This window comes from Streptomyces sp. NPDC014727, assembly GCF_043083485.1.
Taxonomy (GTDB): Bacteria; Actinomycetota; Actinomycetes; order Streptomycetales; family Streptomycetaceae; genus Streptomyces.
Genome location: NZ_JBIBYR010000008.1, coordinates 170242 through 193328, shown reverse-complemented (window position 1 = coordinate 193328; position 23087 = coordinate 170242). Strand labels below are relative to the sequence as shown.

Here is a 23087-nt window from a genome sequence, read left to right as displayed (position 1 = left end):
TGCTCAGTGCGTCGGGGCCGACGGCGCCCCCGCCGCGGCGGCATTCTCCTGCGCGAGCCGCTCCATGCCGCTCTGTGTCTTGAGCGGCTTCTCCTTGATGAAGAGCACCGCGATCAGGGCGAGAAACGCGAAGGGGGCTCCGATCAGGAAGACATCCGCGGTCGCGACCCCGTACGCGTGCTCGACGACCAACCGGGCCGGTGCGGGAAGCGTGGAGAGGTCGGGAACGCCGTGCCCGGCGCCCCCGCCGCCCGCCGCCCCGCCGAAGCCCTTCTCCAGCTCGCTCGCCACCCGGTGGCTCAGCACGGCGCCCAGCGCGCTCGTGCCGATCGCCCCACCGAGGCTGCGGAAGAACGACAGCACCGAGGTCGCCGCGCCGAGCTCCGACGCGGGTACGTCGTTCTGGGCCGCCAGGACGAGGTTCTGCATCAGCATGCCGACTCCGACGCCGAGAACCACCATGTAGACGCTGAGCAGCCCGAACGAGGAGTCCGCGCTGATCGTGGACAGCAGGCCCATGCCTGCGGTCATGATGACGCCGCCCGCGATGAGGAAGCCCTTCCACTTGCCTCGGGCGGAGATGATCTGCCCGGCGATCGTCGTGGACAGCAGCAGACCGAGGATCATCGGCAGGCTCATCAGGCCCGCGACGGTCGGAGACTTGCCGAGCGAGATCTGGAAGTACTGGGAGAGGAACACCGTGCCGCCGAACATGGCCACACCGACCAGCAGGCTCGCCACCGTCGACAGCGTGACCGTGCGGTTGCGGAAGATGTCCAGCGGGATCATCGGCTCCTGGACCCTGGATTCGACCACGACCGCCGCGACCAGCAGGACCACACCGGCGGAGACCAGTGCGGCGGTCTGCCACGACGCCCAGTCGAACCGGTTGCCCGCGAGGGTCACCCACAGAAGCAGTGCGCTGACCCCGCTCATGATGAGGACGGCACCGAGATAGTCGATCTTCACTTCTCTGCGGACCGTCGGCAGCTTCAGGGTCAGCTGGAGCAGCACGATCGCGAGCAGGGCGAACGGCACACCGATGAAGAAGCACCAGCGCCACCCCAGCCAGGAGGTGTCCACGAGCACACCGCCGATGAGCGGTCCCGCGACGGTGCCGACGGCGAAGACGGCGCCGAAAATGCCGGAGTACCGGCCGAGTTCACGCGGCGGAATGATCGCTGCCATCACCACCTGGGCCAGCGCGGTGAGGCCGCCCGCTCCGATGCCCTGCACCACGCGGCTCACGATGAGCAGGCCGACACTGTGCGAGAAGCCAGCGACGAGCGAGCCGACGATGAACATCGAGAGGGAGAGCTGGATGAGCAGCTTCTTGTCGTAGAGATCGGACAGCTTGCCCCAGATCGGGACGGTCGCCGTCATCGCCAGAAGCTCGGCGGTGACCACCCAGGTGTAGGAGGACTGGCTGCCGTGCAGATCGGCGATGATCCTGGGAAGGGCGTTGGAGACCACGGTGGAGGCCAGGATGGCCACGAACATGCCGGCCATCAGGCCCGACATGGCCTGGAGTATGTGACGACGTGTCATGGCGCCTGGCGCCGCCCCCTCGGGCGCGCGGGTTTCAGGTGTGACGGCAGCGGTCATCGGCTGACGTTCCTCATTCTCTGGTGAAGAGCCCCCGGCTGGGGGCTTCGGATGTGCTTCAGCCGCTCAGACCGTCGGCCAGCGAGTTGAACGCCTCGCGATAGATGCTCTGAAACGTGCGGGTACGGCCGGATGCCACCCAGAGCTCGACGGCGGCGCGCACGGCGGCGATCACCACATGCGCGAGAAGCCGAGGGTAGAGATCGGACTCGGGGTCCTGGCCGAGGCGTTCGGCCACGACGGCGACCAGGGCGCGCTCGTCCGCGCCCTGTGCGGCCAGGAATCCGGGAAGCAGCGAAGGACTCGCCCTGAGCACGGCCATCTGGAGTTCCCAGCGTTCGTGATCCTCCTCGATGTGGGCGAGCTCCTGGCCGATCGCCTCGCGCAGGGCATGGAGTGCCGTGAGCTCCTTCGGTGCGTTGAGCACCGCCCGACGCGCCCGTTCGGCGTTGTCCTGATCGGGACGGGTGATCGCTTCTTCCAAACAGGGGAAGTAGTTGAAGAAGGTGCGCACGGAGACGCCGACCGCATCAGTGACCGCTTCCACGGTCACGTTCTCGACTCCACGGTCCGCGGCCATGCGCAACGCCACGTCCGCAAGGGCGTCACGCGTCGCACGCTTCTTGCGTTCGCGCAGTCCGAGAGACATGTCGTCGGCACTCATGAGGTGCATGCTATGTAATTTTGCGCGGCGTGCAAAATTCTTTCCGGTGTGATCCTGGCGGACGATCTCTGCGCTGTGCCGGTTGTCCACCGCCCGCCCCGGTACGGGCGCCGGTCGACCGCGACACGGGGCGTTCCACGCACGGGGCGAGTCGTCTGTCGCCGGGGGTCTGCAGCCCCCCGGCGGTGTCAGCCGCTGGTCAGCTCAGCCGGGCGTCGGCGTAGACGACCATCGCGTCGCGCTGGTAGAGGGCCAAACCGTCGGCGATCCTGTCATAGTTCGCCCGGATTCGTGGGTCATCGACGTAGGTCTGGCCCAGTCCCTTGTAGGCGACCGCGTTCGGGGACCAGAACCGGCAGATGCCCTGGTAATGGGAATCCATTTCGGCCTGCACCGCAGGATCGGCAACCGGCGTGCCGGCCACCATGAACTCCGCGATGCGGATCATCTGTGCCGTCACCTCACGCTGCCATTGCTCCTGATCCTCGGCGGTCATCGCCGCGACGGCCATACGGGATTGCTCCCAGGCCTGCGGCCACCGCTCGCGCACCTCTGCCTCGGCCTCTGCGTCGGAGTGCTCGAATCCGTCGAACAGGTTCTCCGGCCTGTTGATCCTTGCCATGTCGTTGTGTTCCTTGCCTTCCTCCAGTTCGGTGATGGTTCGCTCGACCGTGCGGGCGAGTGTCTCCAGCCGGTCACGCTCCCCGAGGAGCCGCCGGTGGTGCTCGCGCAACACGGTCATCTGGTCGGCCTGGCTGTCCAGGACCGTCTGGATCTCGCGCAGTCCCAGGTCCAACTCGCGCATCAGCAGGATCTGCTGCAGGCGCAACAGACCGGCCTCTTCGTAGTAGCGGTGCCCGTTGCTTCCGATCCACGCAGGCGGCAGCAGACCGATCTCGTCGTAGTGCCGCAACGTCCGGGACGTCACCCCGGACATCCGGGCCACATCCGCGATCGACCAGGCCATTGCCGTGCCTCCCATCACCCGGCCGGTCCCTCCGGCCACATGGAAGACCGTAGGAGTTGACGCAGCGGAAACCGCAAGCCGGAATGGGTGTACGTCGAGCGCCTTCGCGCTCCGCTCGACTTCGTCCGCCCGTGGCGACGGGGCCGGGGTCGCAGTATCAACTCCGCACGGCCATCCATGGGATGCAGATGTGGGGGAGCGATCCGCCCTGGTGGGGCGGGCACCCGTGGCCGGAGCTGCGCGTGATCGTCGACGGATGGAGTGCATTCCCGGTGTGACCGGGCCGACGGCGAAACCGACCCCTTACGACACGGCGGACATCGCCGCCGGCAGTACGAGGAAGCCGGTGAGCGCGGGTGGCGGAACGTACGTGGTCCCTCCGCCTCTTCACTCCCGAGCTGCCCGGCTTCGTCCGCAGTGCCCGACGGCTCGTCAGGCACACGTAGGGACACGGTGCTTCTGGTTCAAGCGGCGGGTACGTGCCGCGTCACACGCGGGCGCGTTCCGCCTGGCCCGAGACGTAGCCCCACCACGCAAGTCCGCTCTGCGCTCGTCAAGTCGTCGCGGATTCGGGGTACTTCGAGCGGCATGGCTGCACGCGTCCGCGGCGGGCCGCCGCGCCGGGTGCGCCGAGCGCGGTCCCCCTCGCGGGCTCCGCGCGAAGAGGGCGAGAAGTGCGGCCGCGCCCGCCCGGTTCGGTCAAACGACAGGTACGGAATGTTCAACCTCTGACCAAGAAATTGACGAGACGGGGCTGGAAATCGTCGCTGCAGGCCCGGAAATCGCGTCCTCTCAGCAGCGGGTATGTCTGATCGCGTCCGTGTGGTCACACTGAGCTGCGACTTTTCGCGCCCCTGGCCCGCCCACGCCGGGCGTACGGTCTCAACAGAATGTTGATCAAGATTCAAAGCGTCCCGGATGCGGGGGCTTTGGTGATTTCGTCATGTTCTCAAAGGAGAAGACGTGCCTGCAGTGGAACAGGTGGTGCAGGCGAAGAACTGGGCCTCTATCCGCGCCGGACAGATACAACTGCGCGGCGTAGCCCAGGTCGCACTCAGCTCGAACGCATGGGCCGGGCTGCTGTTCACCGTGGCGCTGTTCGTGGACGGATGGCGACTGGGCGTGTACGGCCTGCTGGGTGCGGCCTCGTCCACCGCCGCCGCGGCGCTCCTGGGAGCAGACCGGAAGGGATTGGTCAACGGGCTGCAGGGTTACTGCGGTTGCCTGACCGGGATCGCCCTCGTCGTCCGGCTCGGCACCTCGTGGCAAACCGCCGTGCTGGCCGTGCTCGGCGCGGCGGTCTGTTCGGTACTGAGCGCCGCGGCGGGCCGCCTCCTCGGCCCCCTCGGGCTGCCGGTGCTGACGGCCCCATACTGCCTGGTCGCCGGGGCGCTGGTGGTCACGTTGTCCAAGGCGCCGGTCGCCGCCGGTCCGGCCGCACGCGTCTCAGGATTCACGACCATGACGGCCGCGGAGACCGGGCGGGCGCTCTGCAACAACATCGGTCAGATCTTCTACCTGGACAAGTGGTACGCGGGCCTGATCCTGCTCGTCGGGCTGCTCGTCGCCTCGCGGATCGCCGCCGTCGCGGCGATCGGCGCCAGCGTCGTCGCGTTCCTGACCGCCTGCCTGACAGGACTGCCCGCCGACCGGATCATCGAGGGGCTGTACGGGTACAACGCGGTGCTCTGCGCGATCGCGCTGACAGCCACCTTCCTGGCTCTCACTCCGTGGACCGCCGGGTACGCAGCGCTCGCCGCGGCGGCCTCGGTCCCGTTCGCCGCTGCCTGGGAAACCGTTGCCCAGCCCTCCGGCGGATACCCCTTCACCTGGCCGTTCACCGTGACGACCTGGCTCTTCCTGGCGGCTGGTCCACTCCTGGGCCGGCCCGGCATCTCGTCCGAGAAAGCAATGTGACGCCATGAACCTCGCACCGCGGGAAATCGACAAACTCCACGTCTATGTGGTCGCGGACCTGGCCCGCCGCCGCAGGAACCGGGGAACCAAGCTCAACTACAGCGAAGCCGCCGCACTGATCACCGAGGCCGTCCTGGAGGCCGCGCGTGACGGCCGCACCGTCGCCGAATGCATGGAGCTGGGCCGCAAGGTCGTCTCCATCGACGACGTGATGCCCGGAGTACGGGAGATGCTCACCGTCCTCCAGGTCGAGACAGCCTTCGTCGACGGGACGAAGCTGGTCACCTGCCACGACCCGATCAGCGCCTGAAACACCGAGGAGACACAGATGTCTGGCGGAGCTCACTACCTCTACGGGGACGACCCCGTCGAGATCAACGCCGGCCGGGCCAGGATCACACTCACGGTCGCCAACACCGGTGACCGGGCCGTGCAGATCGGCTCGCATTACCACTTCTTCGAGATCAACCGCGCCCTGCGCTTCGACCGCGAGGCCGCCTACGGCATGCGCCTGGACATCCCGTCCGGCACCGCTGTGCGCTTCGAGCCCGGCGACACCCGCGAGGTGGAGCTGTGCGCCTTCGCCGGCACCGGGCGGCTCACCGGCTTCGCCGCGCTCGTCAACGGGGGACTGTCGGCCCCGGACACCAAGCGCGCCGCCCTCCGCCGCGCGGCGGAGCTCGGCTTCACACACGACGACAGCGACACCGAGACCGACCACGAGGGGGCCCGGATCTGATGGCGATCATCCCGCGCAAGCAGTACACGGATCTGTTCGGTCCCACCGTCGGTGACCGGTTCCACCTGGCCGACACCAATCTGGTCGTCGAGGTCGAGTACGACCACAACGCCGGTTCCTACGGGGAAGAGGCCGTCTACGGGGGAGGCAAGGCCATCCGGGACGGGATGGCCCAGGACCCGTCCGCACTCAACCGCGAAGGCGCCCTGGACCTCGTCATCACCAATGTTGTGGTGCTCGACCCGGTTCTGGGCGTGGTCAAGGGCGACATCGGAGTACGCGGCGGCCTGATCGTCGGCGTCGGCAAGGCGGGAAACCCGCATCTGCAGAGCGGAGTCGACCCCAAGCTCGTCATCGGACCCGGCACCGAGGTGATATCCGGCGAACACCTCATCGCCACCGCCGGCGGCGTCGACACGCACATCCACTTCATCGCGCCCCAGCAGGCCCAGGAGGGTCTGTCCAACGGCATCACCACCTTCTTCGGTGGAGGCACCGGGCCGACCGACGGCTCCAACGGCACCACCTGCACCCCCGGCCCGTGGAACATCCACCGGATGCTGGAGGCCGTGGAGGACCTGCCGGTCAACGTGGGCCTGCTCGGCAAGGGAAACGGCAGCCTGCCCGAGGCGCTGCGCGAGCAGGTCGAGGCGGGCGCGGCCGGACTGAAGGTGCACGAGGACTGGGGCGCCACCCCCGCCACGATCGACACCGCGCTCCGGGTCGCCGATGAGCACGACGTCCAGATGGCCATTCACACCGACACCCTCAACGAGGGCGGCTTCTACGAGGACACCCTGTCGGCGATCGACGGCCGGACCATCCACACCTTCCACACCGAGGGCGCCGGTGGCGGTCATGCCCCCGACATCATCCGGGTGTCCGGCGAGGCCAACGTACTGCCTGCCTCCACCAACCCGACCCTGCCGTACACGATCAACGCGGTGGACGAGTTGCTGGACATGGTGATGGTCTGTCACCACTTGTCCCGCGACATCCCCGAGGACGTGTCGTTCGCCGACAGCCGGGTGCGGGCCGAGACGATCGCGGCCGAGACCGTTCTGCACGACCTCGGCGTGATCAGCATCTTCTCGTCGGACTCCCAGGCAATGGGGCGGGTCGGCGAGTCCTTCGTCCGCGCCTTCCAGACGGCACACCACTGCAAGGAACTGCGTGGTCCGCTGGCCGAGGACAGCTCCCGCAACGACAACGCGCGTGTCCTGCGGTATCTGGCCAAGCTGACGATCAACCCCGCGACCGCCGTCGGTGCCGCGGACGTGATCGGCTCCCTGGAGCCCGGCAAGCTCGCCGACATCGTGCTCTGGCCGATCCATTCCTTCGCGGCCAAGCCCAAGATGGTCATCAAGGGCGGCATGGTCAACTGGGCGCTGATGGGCGACCCCAACGCGTCGCTGCCCACACCGCAACCGGTGTACTACCGGCCGATGTTCGGCACGTACGGCCGTGCCCGGCAGCGCACGTCGGTGACCTTCATGTCCCAGGCATCCATCGCCGCGGGCGTCCCCGACAAGCTGGGGCTGCAGCGGCGGATCGAACCCGTGCAGCGCTGCCGGACCATCGGCAAGGAGCACATGGTGCGCAACGACGCGCTGCCGCGCATCGAAGTGGACCCGGAGACGTACAAGGTCACGGTCGACGGCGAGCCCGCCACCATCGAGCCGGCGGAGCGGCTCCCGCTCAACCACCTCTTCTACATCGTCTGACCGTCCTCGACGGCCGTCACCGGCCGGATCACCTCGGACGGCCCCTGGCACGAACGGAATCCCCGGCGTGAACGACCCGATGCCGATCCCGGCGCTGCTGACCGGACTCCAGCTCACCGACTCGGCTTTCCCCAGCGGCTATTACACCCTCTCCCACGGCCTGGAAGGCTTCCAACAGGCTCGCGCGGTCACCCCGCGCGGTCTGCCCGCCCTCCTCCAGGACCTGCTGCGCAACAGCGCGGGGCCGGCCGACGCGACCGCCCTCGCCCTCGCCCACCGCGCGGTCACCGCCGACGACTGGGCGGAGGTGGTGGCCGTGGAACAGCGGTTGCATGCCACCAAATTGGGTCGAGAGGCCCGGCAGGCTGCCGTCCGTACCGGACGGCAGCTGCTGGACCTCGCCGGCGAGGTCTACCGCACACCACAGATCGAGCGGTACCAGGCCCTCTACCGGGAGGGAGCCGTACGCGGCTGCCAGCCGGTCGTCGCCGCCGTCGTCCACGCGGCCAACGGACTGTCGACCCGCCAGGCGGTCACCTGTGAGCTGTTCGCCTTCGCGGCCAGTTTCGTGGGGGCCGCCGTGCGGCTGCGGCTGACCGATCACCGCCGGGCGCAGGTCGTGCTGCACGGGGCCGTCCCGGTGATCGAGGAGACCGTCGACGCCGCCCTGCGGCGGGAGTTGGCCGACATCGGAGGGTGTGTCCCGGTCGCGGATGTCATGGCCGGCCGTCACGAGCGCGCCGAGGCACGCCTCTTCGCCAGCTGAGGACTGTCGCGTAGTCCCTGGCGGATCAGCGCGCGGCGCCAGATGCACAGCCCTCAGGGATCGGCGAGCGGCACGACACCGGGGCATGCGAGCCCGGCGTGTTCCGGACGAAAGGCTCCATCACCCGCCCCTTTCTTCCTCACCTGGAAGACCACCACACCGGAAGGATCACCATGCACGACCCGATGCAGGCCAGGCACCACCACGACCACGACGAGCTCATGCAGCGGCCCAAGGACGGCGTACTGCGCGTCGGTATCGCCGGACCGGTCGGCTCCGGCAAGACCGCACTCATCGAAGCGCTCGTCCCCGTGCTGATCGAGCGCGGCCGGACCCCTGCCGTCATCACCAACGACATCTACACCAGCGAGGACGCCGCGCACGTGCGCCGTACCCTGGCCGGGCTCCTCGACGCGGAGAGGATCGTAGGAGTGGAGACCGGGGCCTGCCCGCACACCGCGGTCCGGGACGACCCGACGATGAACCAGGCCGCCGCGGACGAACTCGTGGAGCGCTTCCCCGAGGTGGACACCCTGCTCTTCGAGAGCGGCGGAGACAACCTGACACTCACCTTCAGCCCCGCGCTGGTCGACCTCTTCCTGTTCGTACTGGACACCGCCGAGGGCGACAAGATGCCGCGCAAGCGGGGCCCCGGCATCACCGAGTGCGAGCTGCTCGTCATCAACAAGGTGGACATCGCACCCTATGTGCGGTGCGATCTCGGCGTCATGGAGTCGGACGCCTACCGCGTCCGGGACGGACGGCCGGTGGTGCTGACCAATTCCCTCACCGGAGAGGGACTCGACACCATCGCCGACTTCCTCCTGTCCCACGAAGCCGCCCAGGTGGCGGCCTCCGCGTGACCAAGGCGCCCGCGCGGCTGGAACCCGCGCACTACGAACCCCGGCGGGTACCGGCCCGGATGCTCGACCTCGTCGGCCGCCCGGACACGCTGGCCGCCGGGCGCCCCGGCAAGGTCGGCCTGCTCGAACTGCGCTACGCACGTGCGGGCGACCGGACCGAGCTCGTCGACCGCTATCAGAAGTCACCGCTGCAGATCATGCGCCCGCTCTATGTCGATCCGGCGCGGCCCGATCTGCCGGTGACCTATCTGATGTCGACCGGGGGCGGGGTCATCCAGGCCGACCGCAACCGGATCGACATCGACTGCGGCCCAGGCACCGCGGTGCACCTCACCACCCAGGCCGCCACCAAGGTCCACCGGATGGAGTTCGACCACGCGACCCAGGTCGTCAACCTCACGGCTGGAGAACGAAGTTACGTCGAGTACCTGCCGGATTCCCTGATTCCGTACCGGGACGCACGTTTCTACCAGCACACCCGCGTGACCGTCGATCCGACCGCCACCGTGCTCCTGGGTGAGACGATCGCGGCCGGACGGCTGGCCCGCGGTGAACGCCATGCCTACCGCATGCTCTTCAGTGACCTGGAGATCCAGCGTCCCGACGGGACACTTCTGGCCGTGGACAGCGTCCGCCTCGATCCGCAGGCTCCGGGCGCGGTCACCGGGCCGGCGGTCTTCGCGGACCACGATCTGATGGCCTCCCTGTACGCGGTCACTCCGCTCGCCCCCGCGACCCGGGTCGCGGACACCCTCCACGAGGCGCTTCTGGCCACCGGCCTGGCGTTCGGAGCGAGCACGCTGCCCGATGACTGCGGTGCGTGGGTACGCATCGTCGGGAGCGACTCACCCGCCATCACCCGTGCGATGCGCGTGGCGTGGGACGCGCTGCGGAGGCTGCTCATCGATGTCCCGGCCCCGGACCTGCGGAAGACCTGACCCGGCCAGAGCCCATGACGCGCGCCTGTCCTCCGCGGCCGTTGGACGGGGGAGCGGGGTGTCCGTCGCATCGCTCGATACGGCCCCTGGGATGTGATGCCACCCATAGGAGGTGCGTCACATCCTAGGGAGGGTAGGAGGACCGGTGCGGTGCGATCGGCATAAGAATGCCGCAGAATCTAGTATTTCGGACATTGCTCCTAATTTGGGTAGTACGTCACATTCTTGCGTCGGGTTCGGACGGGCGTTAACCATGGCTGTCGTTGCGGGAGACCGCGACCGGGCCGGACGGATCGCGTCGGACCGGTTCGCACCGGCCCGCATGGCGGGGCTCCGCTCCGCAGGCCGCCGTGATCGAGACGGCGGGCACCACGTGACGTCCCCGCATTGGAGAGTTCCTTCCGTATGACCACGCACACGCAGTCCCGCACCGCCCGTTTCGCCCGTATCCGTACGCTGTCCGTCGCCGGTATCGCTTCCCTGGGCGCCGCTGCGGCCGCCCTCACCCTGACGTCCACCTCCGCCCAGGCCGCCGAGGTGAAGTCGGTGGGCGCCTCCGTGGCCAAGGTCTCGGCGGCCGACGGCAAGAGCGGCAAGGGGTACGGCAACAACCTGGACGGCTGGATCAAGCAGTCGCTGGCCATCATGAAGGCCAAGGGCATCCCGGGCAGTTACGAGGGGCTGCACCGCAACATCATGCGCGAGTCGGGCGGCAATCCGAACGCCCAGAACAACTGGGACGTCAACGCCCGCAACGGCGTTCCGTCCAAGGGGCTGCTCCAGGTGATCCAGCCGACGTTCAGCGCGTACCACGTCGACGGCACCGCGCACGACCTCACCAACCCCGTCGCCAACATCACCGCGGCCGCCAACTACGCCGCCCACCGCTACGGTTCGATCGACAACGTCAACTCCGCCTACTGAGCGGCGAACTCCACACCCACCGCGTGAGCCAGGACCGGCACGGCAGCACCGACGCTGCCCATGCCGGTCCTTCGGCATGCCATTCGACGGGAAGTGAGCTCGTCCGGGACATGCGGTGAGCCTGCCTGCCTGGCCGCCGGTCCGCGCGGCCTCTCGTCCTCGACCGCGGCGTTCGAGGTGGTGTTCCGGGTGCCTGGCACCGGGGGACGGTCACATCCGCGGCGCGCGTGCGCGACCCGCGCTCCGGTACGGGTCGTGCGCCAGGGCGATTCCCGGCCATGACCGGGTCCCTCGGCGGCTCCCGGGCGGGATGCGGGTCGCGGAGTTAGGCTTCCGGTGAACGGCATACCCGGGCGGAGGGTGTCGCCCGAGCCCGCCCACGAACCGTGGGTCCGGAGCGGAGGGGATGCCTCCGAGACGAGTTGGCCGAACATCGCGTAGACCATTTAGGTGACTGAGGCATCTAGTGGAGGGAGATCGGTAGGACTCCCTCCATCCTGTTTGCGAGGCCCGCCATGGCAGATACCGAGACCATCTCCTTCCCCCAGGACCGCACCTGTCCGTACCACCCGCCGACCGAGTACCGGCCCAAGGACGACGGGCACCGACCGTTGTCCCTGGTCAGACTCTTCGACGGCCGCCGAGTGTGGCTGGTGACCGGGCATGCCGAGGCGCGTGCGCTGCTGGTGGACCCGCGGCTGTCGTCGAACCGGGAGAACCCCGCGTTCCCGATGGTCACGGAGCGGTTGGCCCGGAGTACGAAGCGTCGCGTCGAACTGCTCGGCGTCGACGATCCCGAGCACAACGAGCGGCGCCGGATGCTGATCCCGAGCTTCTCCGTGAAGCGGACCGCCGCATTGCGGCCGAGGATCCAGGAGACCGTGGACCGGTTGCTGGACGCCATGATCGAGCAGGGGCCGCCCGCCGATCTGGTGAGTGCCTTCGCGCTGCCCGTTCCCTCCATGGTGATCTGTTCGCTCCTCGGCGTTCCGTACGCCGACCATGAATTCTTCGAGGCCCAGTCGCGCAGGCTGCTGCGCGGCCCGGATGCCGCCGACGTCGAGGACGCACGGTCCGCACTCGACGAGTACTTCCGGACACTGATCGCGCGCAAGCGGGCCCAGCCGGGCGAGGGCCTGCTCGACGAGCTCATCGCCCAGCAGCTCGACAGCGGAGCCATCAACCTTGAGGAACTGGTCCAGCTGTCAGAGATCCTGCTGGTGGCGGGCCACGAGACGACCGCAAACATGATCTCCCTGGGTACGTTCACCCTTCTCCAGTATCCCGACCAGCTCGACAAGTTGCGTACGTCCGAGGATCTGATGCCCAGCGCGGTCGAGGAACTGCTCCGGTTCCTGTCCATCGCCGACGCCATCTCACGAGTGGCCGCGGAGGACATGGAGGTGGGCGGGGTGACCATCCGCGCAGGTGACGGCGTTGTGCTGGCCACTTCGGTGATCAACCGGGACGAGTCCGTGTACGCGGCGCCGGACGAACTGGACCTCGGCCGGCAGTCACACCACCACGTCGCCTTCGGTTTCGGGATTCATCAGTGTCTCGGCCAGAACCTCGCGCGCGCCGAGCTGGAGATCGCGCTGCGTACCCTCTTCGACAGGCTGCCGGAGCTGCGTCTGGCGGCGCCCGTCGACGAGATCCCGTTCAAGCCCGGCGACACGATCCAGGGCATGCTCGAACTGCCCGTGGCGTGGTGACCGGACCCCTCTCGGAAAGGATGCCGCGGTGATGCGGATCAGTATCGACAAGGATGTGTGCATCGGCGCCGGCCAGTGTGCGCTGACCGCGCCGAAGGTCTTCACCCAGGACGACGACGGCCTCAGCGAACTGTTGCCGGGCCACGAGAAGGACGTGACCGACCCGATGGTCAAGGAAGCCGTCCGCGTCTGCCCGGTGCAGGCCATCACCGTGGAATAGCGGTCCCTGTCGGCGAACTCTTCAGCCGTCGATGAGAGATCGGCGAGCCCTCGCGACGGTTCTGCTGTTCCGTACGGCCCCGGACGAGGTGCTCACCCGTCCGGGGCCCGATGACGTGGAGCGAGGCGTGCCTGCCGCGTCCGCCTCCCGCTCACGCGCGCAGTCGCCCGGAACGGCGCAGCCGACGCCTGAGCAGCAGGAGCACGGCGAGCACAACGACCGGAACGGCCCACCGCAGTTCGGGGCCGACGGAGGACCAGTTGAGGCCCGGTCCCCCTTCGGCGGCCTGCCGCGCCTTCGAGGGAGAGGTGCCACCGCCCAGCCAGACCGATCCGGTGTCGGAGACGGGCATGTCCCAGGACTGGTCGACACGTTCGGGCATCCTGGGCCACTTCGCCCTGAACTCGTTGTCCGCCACCTCGTGGAACGGCACCTTGGTCAGGTCGACACCACCGAACACATAGGTGTTGGTGTAGATGGTGTTGCCCTTCCTGGTCCGGTGCGTCACCTTGAACTCGCCCTTGGTGTAGGAGTCGACGTAGTCATTGAAGGTGTCGACGGGCTTCCAGGGGGTGCGGGTGGTCCAATCGCCGATGTCACCTTTGTCGATGAGCCCGCCGTAGGCGGTGGTCTTCTGCTCACTGATCCGTCGGTACCACTCTGCCGCCACCCGACTGCGGTAGACGCGCCGCAGCGAGGCGTACTCCGGGGCGGTGTTCACGGCCCGTTCCACACCGGGCAGGATCATGCTGCGGAAGACGGACTCGTTGTGCGTCTCGACGGACTTCTCCTGCCGCTGGCACGAGCCGGTCCGGTGAGCACCGAGCGGGTTGCGCGCGTTGAGGTACTGGGTCTCCATCTTCACCGAAAGCGGGGCGTCCAGGATGTACAGCTGATCGGACGACTCATGCACCTCGGCCGGTGCCGGCACGATCCAGGTGCGCATCGACATGCACGTGCCCCGAAGCTGCTTCCAGTAGCGGCCCCCGAGCTTGCTGTCCGGGTGGATCAGCTGGGCGATCGTCTTCTTCATGCGCAGGTCGGCCTGGAGCAGGACGCGCCCGGCATCGGTCCGTCCGAGGGAGTCGTCCACGATTCGCCGGGGCTCGCTGGGGTTGAGGTTCACCCAGAACGTGGACGTCGGCAGCGTCAGCCACACGAAGAACGCATCCGAGGCCTCGCGCACGGCGCTCACGCCGTCGGACCGGCTGTTGTCGTCGTTCCCGGCGGCCGTGGGGGCGACAGGAACGGCACTCAAGGAGTAGCGCAGGCCGGTCTTCGCCGAGCCGGTGTCGGCCATGTAGCGCAGTTCCAGGGTGGAGAAGTCGATTCCGCCGGGACTGGAATCGGGTCGGCCGAGCATCCTGGCCAGGGCCGACGCCGGTTCCTCGGGCGGGCACGGGCGGCTGTACGCGATCAAGGCGATCTCGCTGCGGCCCAGACCCTGCGAGCCGAGCGAGCAGTCGGTGGCGGCCTCCCCGTGGGTGAAGGCGGTGGCGGCCTCCTTCTGCCGCTGGAGCGCCGCATCCCGTTCCTTCGACGGTGACTTCGCGATCCGCGCCGTACTTTCGGCCTTGTCCGTGAGAGCACGCACGATGAAGCGCTCCACTGCCTTCACACTGCCGCCGCGCCAGGACTTGTCCTTCACGGAGAAGAAGATCTTGACGTTCTTCGCACGACTTCTGATCCGGGGCGCGCACAGGGTGGCGCACGGTGAACGCTCCGACCACAGCGCCACCAGCAGGTCGGGAGAGATGCCCCTCTCCTCAAGCGCCTGGAAGATCTCCTCCTCGGAGTGATCCCCCTTCGGAGCGTTGAGTTTCGGTATCACCAGCAGGGCCTTGATGCTCGGATCCAGCCCCAGCGCGGCGAAGAGGTCGGGATCGTCCACGGCCTCCCGGATCTCGTACGGTCCGTACTTCTCCTGGAGCTTCGCTCTTCCCTCCCCGGCCAAGAGGGAGGTCACGTCGGCGAAACCGACGGCCATGTTGCGGCCCCAGTCGCCTGGACTGCCCCTGTGCCGGGCTTTCCGGGCGTCGTAACCGATCTGCGTGATCGGGTTGTCGTACGTCGGTATCTCCACCCAGCCGTCGGGTATCGTCGGTTTCGACTGGCGACCGGTCTCCGGCTGGGCGATCGCGTGTCCTGGCGGCCCGACCAGGACAGGCGCGCATCCCACCGCCACCGCCAACATCACGGCCGCCAGCCGCCGCCGTAAGTTCCCCTGCCTCCTGCGCCCGTCACCCGTCATGGGTCGAGTGTGGGGCAGAAGACCCCCGGTACGGATTCACTTTGCGGAAACCCGGTCCCGGTCGATCCACGCCGACCGCCAGGGGAGACGCTCACGGAGCAGGCCCGCCAGAGGTGTTGCGTCACGACTTCGGCAGCTTCGGCGGCCACCGGAGAACCCATCAGCTGATGGAGTCCACCGGTGACCGATCGTCAACGGTCCTCACGATCCAGGTTCCCGTGCTCGCCGTTGCCGGGCACGGGGACCGCTCCGCTCACGGCTGAGAGCCGCTGCCGGCGCCCATGCGCGGATCGACCGGGGTGAACACGCCGAGCCGGTCCTCGATCGCCTGGGCCGCGGCCAGGCACAGGTCCTCCCGGAATGCGCGTCCGACAACCTGGACCCCGGACGGCAGGCCGTCGACCACTCCGGTCGGTACGGCCACGCCCGGCACGCCCACGAAGCTCGTCACGGTGCACAGACGCATTCCTGACGCGACCCGGTCCCGGCCCGCCCTGTCGCGCGACTCCAGCCCCGGCTCGACCGGGGGCTCGGTGAAGGAAGGGCCGAGCAACAGCGGGTATTCATCGAGGAATTCGGCCCATGCGCGGCGGATGTTCATCCAGGTGCCCATCAGCTTCATGAACTCGGCCGCGCTTGCGGGCGGGGTCTGTTCCATCGCCATCTCGATAAAGCGGTCACCACCTTTGCCGAGCAGCGTGCGTACCACTGGCCAATTCGGGGCGAACTCGGTGACGGTGATCCGGCCGTACGCCTCAAGGGCCTCGTCCATCCGAGGTACGTCCTGCACCTCGCGCACGTCGTATCCGGCGTCGCGGAGCGCCTCGGCCGCGGTCGCGACGGCTCCGCGAACCGTGGGGTGGACGCCGCGCCCGCCGGGGTCCGCCACAACCGCGACCTTCACCGGCCCGGCGAGCGGTTCGCCGTAGGCGGGCACCGGCACGGCACGTGGGTCTCGCGGATCGGTTCCGGCCAGCACCTCGTAAGCAAGCCGCAGGTCGCCCACACTCCGTGCCAGCGGGCCGTCGGTGACCAGTAGCTGGGACGCCGGGCCGGGGTCGTCCGGTCCGAGAATGCGGTGGTCGGCGGGGAACCGGCCCGTGGACGGCTTCAGCGCGGCCACACCGCAGAACTGGGCCGGGACGCGTACCGACCCGCCGGAGTCGTTGCCGAGTCCGAGCGCTGCCATGCCCGTGGCGACGGCCACTGCGTCACCCCCGCTGGTGCCGCCCGGGGTCCGGCTGCTGTCCCACGGGTTGAGCGTGTCGCCGAACAGCTCGCTGCGCGTGTGCATCCCCGCCAGGATCAGGGTGGGTATGTTGCTGTGCCCGATGGGGATGGCCCCCGCCGCACGCAGCCGTGCCACCGGGGGAGCGTCGCTCGGCGCCACCAGATCGCGGAAGCGCTCCGTGCCGAACGTCGTCGGCACGCCTTCGACGGCGGTGCTCTCCTTCACGGTGAACGGCACACCCGCCAGCGGCCCCAGCTCTTCACCGGCGGCTCGCCGGCGATCGGTCTGCGCCGCGGCGGCCCGTGCGCGCTCCGCCAGGAGCTGGGTGACCGCGTTCATGCGTGGGTTGACCTCAGCGATGCGCTCCAGGTGGCTTTCGACCAGTTCGACAGCCGAGACGTGTGCGTTGCGCACTGCCTCCGCCTGAGCGGCGGCCGGCATCTTCCACAGGGCGTCCTGCATGTGCTCGTGTCCTTTCCCGTCCACGTTCCGATGCGCTTGCATCGGAACTGTAGCCCGAGAAGCGATACGCTCGCATCGAATAAGGTTCGCCACGGAACAGAGCACCGTGCATCAGGGAGGCGACCGATGCCCAGACAGGTGGATCACGCGGAGCGGCGACGCCGGATCGCCGAGGCCGTCTGCCGCATTGCCGACGAGCGTGGACTGGAGGGTGTGACCCTTCGCGATGTCGCCGCCTGTGCGCAGGTGTCGATGGGTGCTGTCCAGCGGTGCTTCCGCACCAAGGAAGAGATGCTCGTGTTCGCTCTCGGGCACATCGGGGAGCGGATCGGCGAGCGCGTGCAGGCCCGCCTCGTCAGGAGCCCGGCCCAGTCGGCGGCCACCGCTCTGGGCCACGTGGTCGCCGAGATGTCACTGCTCCGGGAGGAGCACCGTGCCGAGGCCAGGGTCTGGCTCGCCTTCGTCGCGCAGGCGGTTGTCAGCGAGCCGCTCGCCCGGACGCTGCAGGCGAACTACGCGGCCCTGCAGGAGGCGTTCGTCGGCCTGATCTCGGAGGCGGACGAGGGTACCGACCGCGCCGTACCCCTCGATCCGCAACGCGAGGCCCGGACTCTCCTCGCCCTTGCGGACGGTCTCACCTCACACGTCCTCGTCGGCCATCTCACTCCACCGGAGGCGCAGGACGTCCTCCACACTCACCTGAGCGGCCTCTGGGAACCGGTGGTCCGGTCCCCTCGCAGCAATTGAACGCCTCGACCGGACGCCGCGCTGTTCGCCGTGGCGCCCGCCGATGCCGGGAAAGCGGATGCCGGGTGCGTGCCGGACGGCCTGGTCCCGGCTCCCTTCGGCCGTCTCGTCGCCTGCCGCTACTCGAACCTTGTCGTGTCGCCCGCTCCCCGTCGTACGATCTCGGGTTCGCCGGCGGAGAAGTCGATGACCGTCGTCGGTTCGGTGCCGCAGTCGCCCGAGTCGAGCACGGCGTCCACCACGTGGTCGAGCCGTTCCTTGATCTCCCAGCCCTGCGTCAGCGGCTCGTCCTCGTCGGGCAGGAGCAAGGTGCTGGACAGCAGCGGCTCACCGAGGTCGGCGAGGAGGGCCTGAGTGACGACGTGGTCGGGAATCCGTACTCCGACCGTCTTCTTCTTCGGGTGCAGCAACTGGCGCGGTACCTCCTTCGTCGCAGGAAGGATGAAGGTGTAGCGGCCGGGCGTCGCCGCCTTGATCGCGCGGAACACATCATTGTCGACGTGCACGAACTGACCCAGCTGAGCGAAGTTCTGGCACACGAGAGTGAAATGGTGACGGTCGTCGAGGTTCCGGATCGACCGGATCCGGCCGATACCGTCCCGACTGCCCAGCCGGCATCCCAGCGCGTAACAGGAGTCCGTCGGGTACGCGACGAGCGCGCCCGATCGGATGCTGTCGGCCACGGTGCGGATGGTGCGCTGCTGAGGATTTTCGGGATGCACGTCGAAATACTTCGCCATCCGCCGAGTCTAAGGGCTGTCATTCGGATCAGGCCGGACGGCGAGCGGGGCCCGGCGCCGTCGGCCTCCGACGGCGCCGGAGCTCACTCCTTGACCGCGCCCGCGTTGGCGCCGTTCACGAAGTAGCGCTGGAAGCAGAAGAACAGCGCGGCCACCGGGATGGTGGAGAGCAGGGCGGCCGCCAGCTTCAGCGGATACTGCGTTCCGCCGCCGAGTCCGCCCGACACGAAGCGCGCCAGACCCGTGGTGAGCGTCTCGTACTGGCCGGACTGCGTGCTGACGAGGAAGTGCGTGAATTCGTTCCACGATCCCTGGAAGGACAGGATCGTCAAGGTGATCAACGCCGGTCTCGCCATCGGCAGGACGACGGACCAGAAGATCCGGAACACCCCCGCCCCGTCGACCCGCGCGGCCTCCTCGACCTCGCGCGGCACCGACTCGAAGAACTGCTTCATGATGAAGATGCCCGCCGCGTCCACCAGCAGCGGCAGAACCATGCCGGTGTACGTGTCGAAGAGACCGAAGGTGTTGAGCACCAGGAACTTCGGGATGAGCAGGGCCACACCGGGCACCGCCATCACCGCGAGCACGAAGCCGAACAGTACCGAGCGGCCCCGGAAGCGCAGCCGCGCCAGCGCGTATCCCGCCATGGAGTCGAACAGCACCCGGCCCGCGGTGACCAGCACCGCCACCAGCGCCGAATTGCCCAGCCAACGCAGGAACGGCACCTCCCCGGCGGCCTGGCTCAGTCCGAACAGCCGCTGGTACGCGGCCGTGGTCGCAGTGGTGGGCATCAGGGCCAGCGGATGCGCGGCTGCGTCCGGGTCCGTCTTGAAGCCGGTCACCAACTGGAGGACGAACGGCAGCAGATAGAGCAGCCCCAGCCCCAGCACCGCGGCGTACCCCGCGAGCCGCCACGGCAGCGGGAAGCGGCTCAGGACGGGGCGTGCCCGGTCGCGCGAGGCGGGACGGCGAGAGGAACGCCGAGTCCGGTCGCGTACGGTCGTGCCGGCGGCGGTCATCGGTTCCTCCCGGTGCGTGCGCCACGATCCCGCAGCGCCCAGCGCTGGAACGCGGTGAGGATGAGGATCAGGGCGAGCAGGATGAACGCGATCGCCGCGCCCTGCCCGAAGTCCGCGCCCTCGAAGCCCGCGGAGTACGACAGGAAGGCGGGCGTGAGCGTCGTGTTGCCCGGAGCCCCCTGACCCATCACATACACCTGGTCGAAGACCTGCCACGTGGAGATCAGCCCCAGGGTCAGGACGAGGAACAGCACGGGACGCAGCGCGGGCAGTGTCACGTACCGGAGCATCTGGCGACGGTTGACCCCTTCCATGGCGGCCGACTCCTCCAGCTCCCGCGGAATGTTCTGCAGTGCCGCGAGGAAGATCAGCATGAAGGTGCCGGAGGTGGTCCACACGGCGAGCAGGATGAGTGTGCACATCGCGACCGAGGGACCCGAGAGCCACTCGAACCACGACAGGCCCATGACGGAGTGATCGGCCAGCATCCCGGTGGGCCGTTCCGGGTCGACGATTCCCAGGCCGCCCAGGATCAGCGACAGCACCCCGCGGGGATCGGCGAACCAGTTCGGTCCCTTGACTCCGATCCAGGACAGCATGGAGTTGACGGCTCCGCTGCCCTGGAAGAGAAAGAGGAAGACCGTGGAGACGGCGATGGAACTGGTGACCGACGGGAAGAAGAACGTCGTACGGAGGGCGCCACGCCCCCGTAGCAGCTTCTGGTTGACGATCAGGGCCAGCCCCAGTGCCAGCAACGTCTGCAGAGGGACGGTCAGCAGAACGTAGTAGGCGTTGTTGCGCAGGGCGGTCGCGAAGAGGGTGCGGTCCAGTCCGTCCTGCGTGAGCAGCGACCGGTAGTTGTCCAGGCCGACGAAATCGGCCTGGCCGGAGAACGGGTTGGACTGTCCGTCCCAGTGCAGCAGGCTCACCCACAGCGCCATCAGGATGGGCAGCACCATGAACAGGCCGAGGACGAGCACCATGGGGCTGACGAACAGCCAGCCCCAGGTGCCCTCCCCGCGAAGGCCCGCGCGCCGGGCGCGAGCCTTCGCGGTCGTACCGGTCGCGCCGGGTGCGCTGTCAGGTGCGCCCGGCGTGCCGGTCGTGCCGGTCGTGCCGGTCGTTCGAGGGGGGTCGCTCGCGCGCGTCGTGCGGTTGGGCATGGGGCTCAGTTGCCCTTCGCGATGGCCTGTTCGCCGTTGCGCTGGAGGTCGGCGAGGATCTTCTTCGGGTCGGCGGTGCGCAGCGACTGCAGATCGGTGTTGAACTGGCTCAGCACCTTGTCGAAGCCGGCGATCGTCACGGGACCCTGCGCGTAGGCGCTGCCGTCCACCCAGGCCTTGGCGGCGGGCTTCTTCTCGGCGTACGTCTTGAGGGCGCTGGTCCGCGACGGCATGACGCCGAAGGCGTCGGCGAAGGCGAGCTGCTGCTTGGCCGACGTCAAGTACTTCACGAGGTCGACGCTCGCGTCGCGGTGCGCGCTGTCTGCGGCGACGCCCCAGCAGTTGCTGAAGGCGAGGGTGCCCTTACCGGCCGGCCCCGCGGGCAGCGGTGCGACGGTGTACTTCACATCGGGGTAGTCGAGCTTCATGCCGCCTTCGAGCCAGTTGCCCTCGATGGTCATGGCGGCCTTGCCCTTGCCGAGCGCCTCCCCGCCCCAGCTGGTGTCCACCTGCTTGGCGAACTTCATCGAGCCGGACTTGAGCAGGGACTGGACGAACTCAAGACCCTTGGCGTTCTCCGGGCTGTCGGAGGTCATCTTCTTCTGGCTCGGGTCGGTGAGCCAGCCGCCCGCCTGCTTCATGAAGACCCCGAGCCGCTGGTACTCGTCACTGGTGACCAGACCGGTGACGCCACTGCCGGTGAGCTTGTCCGCGACCGTCTTCAGCTCCTCCCAGCTCTTCGGATAGTCCTTCTCCGTCAGCCCGGCCTTCCTCCACAGGTCGGTGTTGATGGCGAGACCGAGGGTGGAGGTGTCCTTCGGCAGGCAGACCAGCTTCCCGTCGTACGAGAACGAGGTCCGCAGCTGCTGGGAGAAGTCGTCGGCGTCGGATATCCGGTCGCCGTACGGGTACAGCGAGCCGCCCTTGGCGTAGTTCGCGAACTGGTCGGAGTTGACGTAGAAGACGTCCGGCGGCTTGTGCCCGGCGAAGGCCTGGGCAAGCTGCTGGTTCATGTCCTTGGCGGTCTCGACCGTGACCGAGTTGCCCGACTTCTTCTCATATGCGGCGGCGGCGGCCTTGACTGCCTGAGTCTCGGCGTCCCCCGAGGTGGCGATCAGTACCGTCAGCTTCTGCTTGCCGGCCTTGTCCTGCTCCGGCTCCTTGTCGCCGAAGCCGGATGAGCAGCCGGTGGCGGCCAGTAGCGCCGCGCAGGTGGCGAAGGCGGCAACGGCCGTACGGGTTCTCATGAGTTCCTCCAGGAGGGATGACACTTGCGGCTCAGCTGCCCGGAAACGGGCGCGCTGTGAATAGACGGCCCGTGAACGGGCGTTGGGGGTGGTTCAGTCGTCCGACGCGGACGTGCTGTCACGCACGACGAGAGACGGTTCGAGAAGGACGCGTTCGGGCGGAGCGCCGACGTCCGACATCCGGGCCAGCAGCAGCCGGACGCATTCGCGGCCGACAGCCTCCAGCGGCTGGGCGACGGTGGACAGCCCCGGGGACAGGAGTGCGGCCGTGGGGGAGTCGTCGAACCCGATGACCGCGACATCCTTGCCCGGCACGGCTCGGCGCTCGCGCAGGGCGTGATAACAGCCCAGTGCGAGCATGTCGCTGGCGGCTATCACGGCCGTCGCACCCGCGTCGAGCAGCGGTCCGACAGCGGCCTGTGCGGAGGCGATGTCGTCCACGCTCCGGGCCCGCCTGTTGCGTAGCGAAAGGTGGTGCCGCCGCATGGCGCGCTGCCAGCCCATGGCTCGGTCGTCACCGACCCCGGAGCCGCGCGGCCAGCCGAGGAACGCGATCCTGCGATGCCCCAGGGCGACCAGATGCTCGACTGCGGCGTCCGTGCCCGAGGCGCCGTCGACATCGACCCAGTCGCCGATCTGCCGGCCGGACCACATCCGGCCGAAGCCCACGAACGGCACCCCGCGCTTCTCCAGCCAGGCCTGGCGCTGGTCGCCCCGGTCGGTGCCGCTGAGCACGAAACCGTCCACGCTGTGCAGGTCGAGGAGTTCCTCGTACCCGTCGAGGCCCGCTCTGCCGGGGGGTGAGGCGAAGAGCAGGATCCGGTACCCGGCCTCGTCGGCCGTCTGGGACAGGGCGTGCAGGAACCGGTCCATGACCGGGGCCGAGGTACCCGGAGCGGTGGGACGGATGCCGTACCCGATGAGCTTGCTGGAGCGAGTGCGCAGGGTCTGCGCCGCTCGGTGCGGGCGATAGCCCACCTCGTCGATGGTGCGCAGAACTCGGTCCAGGGTCTCCGGACGCAGCAGTTCGGGCGAATTGAGTGCGTTCGACACCGTCTGCGGAGAGACCCCGGCTCGCCGTGCGACCGTGGCCAGCGTTACCGAAGCGGCCTTGGGTGCGGGGGTGTTGGGGGAGCGGGGCATGAGAGTCTCCGGAACCGGTTGTGCGAACTGACGAGATTATTG

21 protein-coding genes are annotated in these 23087 nt (G+C 68.5%); 11 read left to right on the top strand and 10 right to left on the bottom strand.

The features are described from left to right. Window positions 1-3 precede the first annotated feature (3 nt). From ACF1B9_RS15610 to ACF1B9_RS15600, 3 genes are all read right to left on the bottom strand, one after another. Window positions 4-1605 carry an MDR family MFS transporter gene (locus tag ACF1B9_RS15610; RefSeq protein ID WP_391743783.1) on the bottom strand — a complete coding sequence of 534 codons (1602 nt, stop codon included), beginning with the start codon at window positions 1603-1605 and terminating at the stop codon, window positions 4-6. Between the two features lie 58 nt (window positions 1606-1663). Next, the gene (locus ACF1B9_RS15605) at window positions 1664-2269 is read right to left on the bottom strand and encodes a TetR family transcriptional regulator (RefSeq protein ID WP_391743784.1); all 606 of its coding nucleotides are present in this window, start codon (window positions 2267-2269) and stop codon (window positions 1664-1666) included. 199 nt (window positions 2270-2468) lie between these two features. Further along, window positions 2469-3236, bottom strand: a complete 768-nt coding sequence (locus tag ACF1B9_RS15600; RefSeq protein ID WP_391743887.1) for a MerR family transcriptional regulator — start codon at window positions 3234-3236, stop codon at window positions 2469-2471. Between the two features lie 963 nt (window positions 3237-4199). Here ACF1B9_RS15600 and ACF1B9_RS15595 point away from each other — a divergent pair. The 10 genes from ACF1B9_RS15595 (at window position 4200) to ACF1B9_RS15550 (ending at window position 13039) form a co-directional block, all read left to right on the top strand. Continuing rightward, window positions 4200-5153, top strand: a complete 954-nt coding sequence (locus tag ACF1B9_RS15595; protein WP_391743785.1) for an urea transporter — start codon at window positions 4200-4202, stop codon at window positions 5151-5153. A 4-nt stretch (window positions 5154-5157) separates the two neighbouring features. After that, a complete protein-coding gene (locus ACF1B9_RS15590) occupies window positions 5158-5463 on the top strand; it encodes an urease subunit gamma (protein WP_391743787.1) in 306 nt (101 codons plus the stop codon). Window positions 5464-5481: 18 nt separating this feature from the next. Continuing rightward, on the top strand, window positions 5482-5892 hold the full coding sequence (locus tag ACF1B9_RS15585; protein WP_391743788.1) for an urease subunit beta: 411 nt from the start codon (window positions 5482-5484) through the stop codon (window positions 5890-5892). Continuing rightward, a complete protein-coding gene (gene ureC / locus ACF1B9_RS15580; protein ID WP_376284607.1) occupies window positions 5892-7616 on the top strand; it encodes an urease subunit alpha in 1725 nt (574 codons plus the stop codon). Before ACF1B9_RS15585 ends, ureC begins: the two co-directional genes overlap by 1 nt. A 79-nt stretch (window positions 7617-7695) precedes the next feature. After that, window positions 7696-8382 (top strand): urease accessory protein UreF, encoded by a 687-nt coding sequence (locus tag ACF1B9_RS15575; RefSeq protein WP_391743888.1) that lies wholly within the window; start codon window positions 7696-7698, stop codon window positions 8380-8382. Window positions 8383-8603: 221 nt separating this feature from the next. Beyond that, entirely contained in the window at window positions 8604-9245 is a 642-nt protein-coding gene (gene ureG / locus ACF1B9_RS15570) for an urease accessory protein UreG (RefSeq protein ID WP_391743889.1), read from the top strand. Window positions 9246-9304: 59 nt separating this feature from the next. Then, complete coding sequence (locus ACF1B9_RS15565) at window positions 9305-10183, top strand: urease accessory protein UreD (protein WP_391743890.1); 879 nt, start codon at window positions 9305-9307, stop codon at window positions 10181-10183. Window positions 10184-10588: 405 nt separating this feature from the next. Further along, entirely contained in the window at window positions 10589-11107 is a 519-nt protein-coding gene (locus tag ACF1B9_RS15560) for a transglycosylase SLT domain-containing protein (RefSeq protein WP_391743789.1), read from the top strand. Window positions 11108-11622: 515 nt separating this feature from the next. Continuing rightward, the gene (locus ACF1B9_RS15555) at window positions 11623-12819 is read left to right on the top strand and encodes a cytochrome P450 (RefSeq protein ID WP_391743790.1); all 1197 of its coding nucleotides are present in this window, start codon (window positions 11623-11625) and stop codon (window positions 12817-12819) included. 31 nt (window positions 12820-12850) lie between these two features. Beyond that, entirely contained in the window at window positions 12851-13039 is a 189-nt protein-coding gene (locus tag ACF1B9_RS15550; RefSeq protein WP_376221696.1) for a ferredoxin, read from the top strand. 151 nt (window positions 13040-13190) lie between these two features. Here the strand turns inward: ACF1B9_RS15550 and ACF1B9_RS15545 are convergent, their stop codons facing one another. After that, window positions 13191-15290, bottom strand: coding sequence for a nucleic acid/nucleotide deaminase domain-containing protein (locus ACF1B9_RS15545; protein ID WP_391743792.1), 2100 nt, complete (start codon window positions 15288-15290; stop codon window positions 13191-13193). Window positions 15291-15543: 253 nt separating this feature from the next. After that, window positions 15544-16983, bottom strand: a complete 1440-nt coding sequence (locus ACF1B9_RS15540) for an amidase (protein ID WP_391743794.1) — start codon at window positions 16981-16983, stop codon at window positions 15544-15546. A gap of 126 nt (window positions 16984-17109) precedes the next feature. Here ACF1B9_RS15540 and ACF1B9_RS15535 point away from each other — a divergent pair, with 126 nt between their 5' ends. Next, window positions 17110-17730, top strand: a complete 621-nt coding sequence (locus tag ACF1B9_RS15535) for a TetR/AcrR family transcriptional regulator (protein WP_391743796.1) — start codon at window positions 17110-17112, stop codon at window positions 17728-17730. A gap of 119 nt (window positions 17731-17849) precedes the next feature. Here ACF1B9_RS15535 and ACF1B9_RS15530 read toward each other — a convergent pair whose 3' ends face one another. From ACF1B9_RS15530 to ACF1B9_RS15510, 5 genes are all read right to left on the bottom strand, one after another. After that, window positions 17850-18470 carry an L-threonylcarbamoyladenylate synthase gene (locus ACF1B9_RS15530; protein WP_351085629.1) on the bottom strand — a complete coding sequence of 207 codons (621 nt, stop codon included), beginning with the start codon at window positions 18468-18470 and terminating at the stop codon, window positions 17850-17852. An 83-nt stretch (window positions 18471-18553) separates the two neighbouring features. Further along, the gene (locus ACF1B9_RS15525; protein ID WP_391743799.1) at window positions 18554-19492 is read right to left on the bottom strand and encodes a carbohydrate ABC transporter permease; all 939 of its coding nucleotides are present in this window, start codon (window positions 19490-19492) and stop codon (window positions 18554-18556) included. Beyond that, the gene (locus ACF1B9_RS15520; protein WP_391743892.1) at window positions 19489-20475 is read right to left on the bottom strand and encodes a carbohydrate ABC transporter permease; all 987 of its coding nucleotides are present in this window, start codon (window positions 20473-20475) and stop codon (window positions 19489-19491) included. The genes ACF1B9_RS15525 and ACF1B9_RS15520 overlap by 4 nt, the downstream gene beginning before the upstream one ends. A gap of 185 nt (window positions 20476-20660) precedes the next feature. Beyond that, a complete protein-coding gene (locus tag ACF1B9_RS15515) occupies window positions 20661-21902 on the bottom strand; it encodes an extracellular solute-binding protein (RefSeq protein WP_391743801.1) in 1242 nt (413 codons plus the stop codon). Window positions 21903-21995: 93 nt separating this feature from the next. Further along, window positions 21996-23045: a LacI family DNA-binding transcriptional regulator gene (locus tag ACF1B9_RS15510; RefSeq protein WP_391743803.1), complete on the bottom strand. Its 1050-nt coding sequence runs from the start codon at window positions 23043-23045 to the stop codon at window positions 21996-21998. Window positions 23046-23087: the final 42 nt, after the last annotated feature.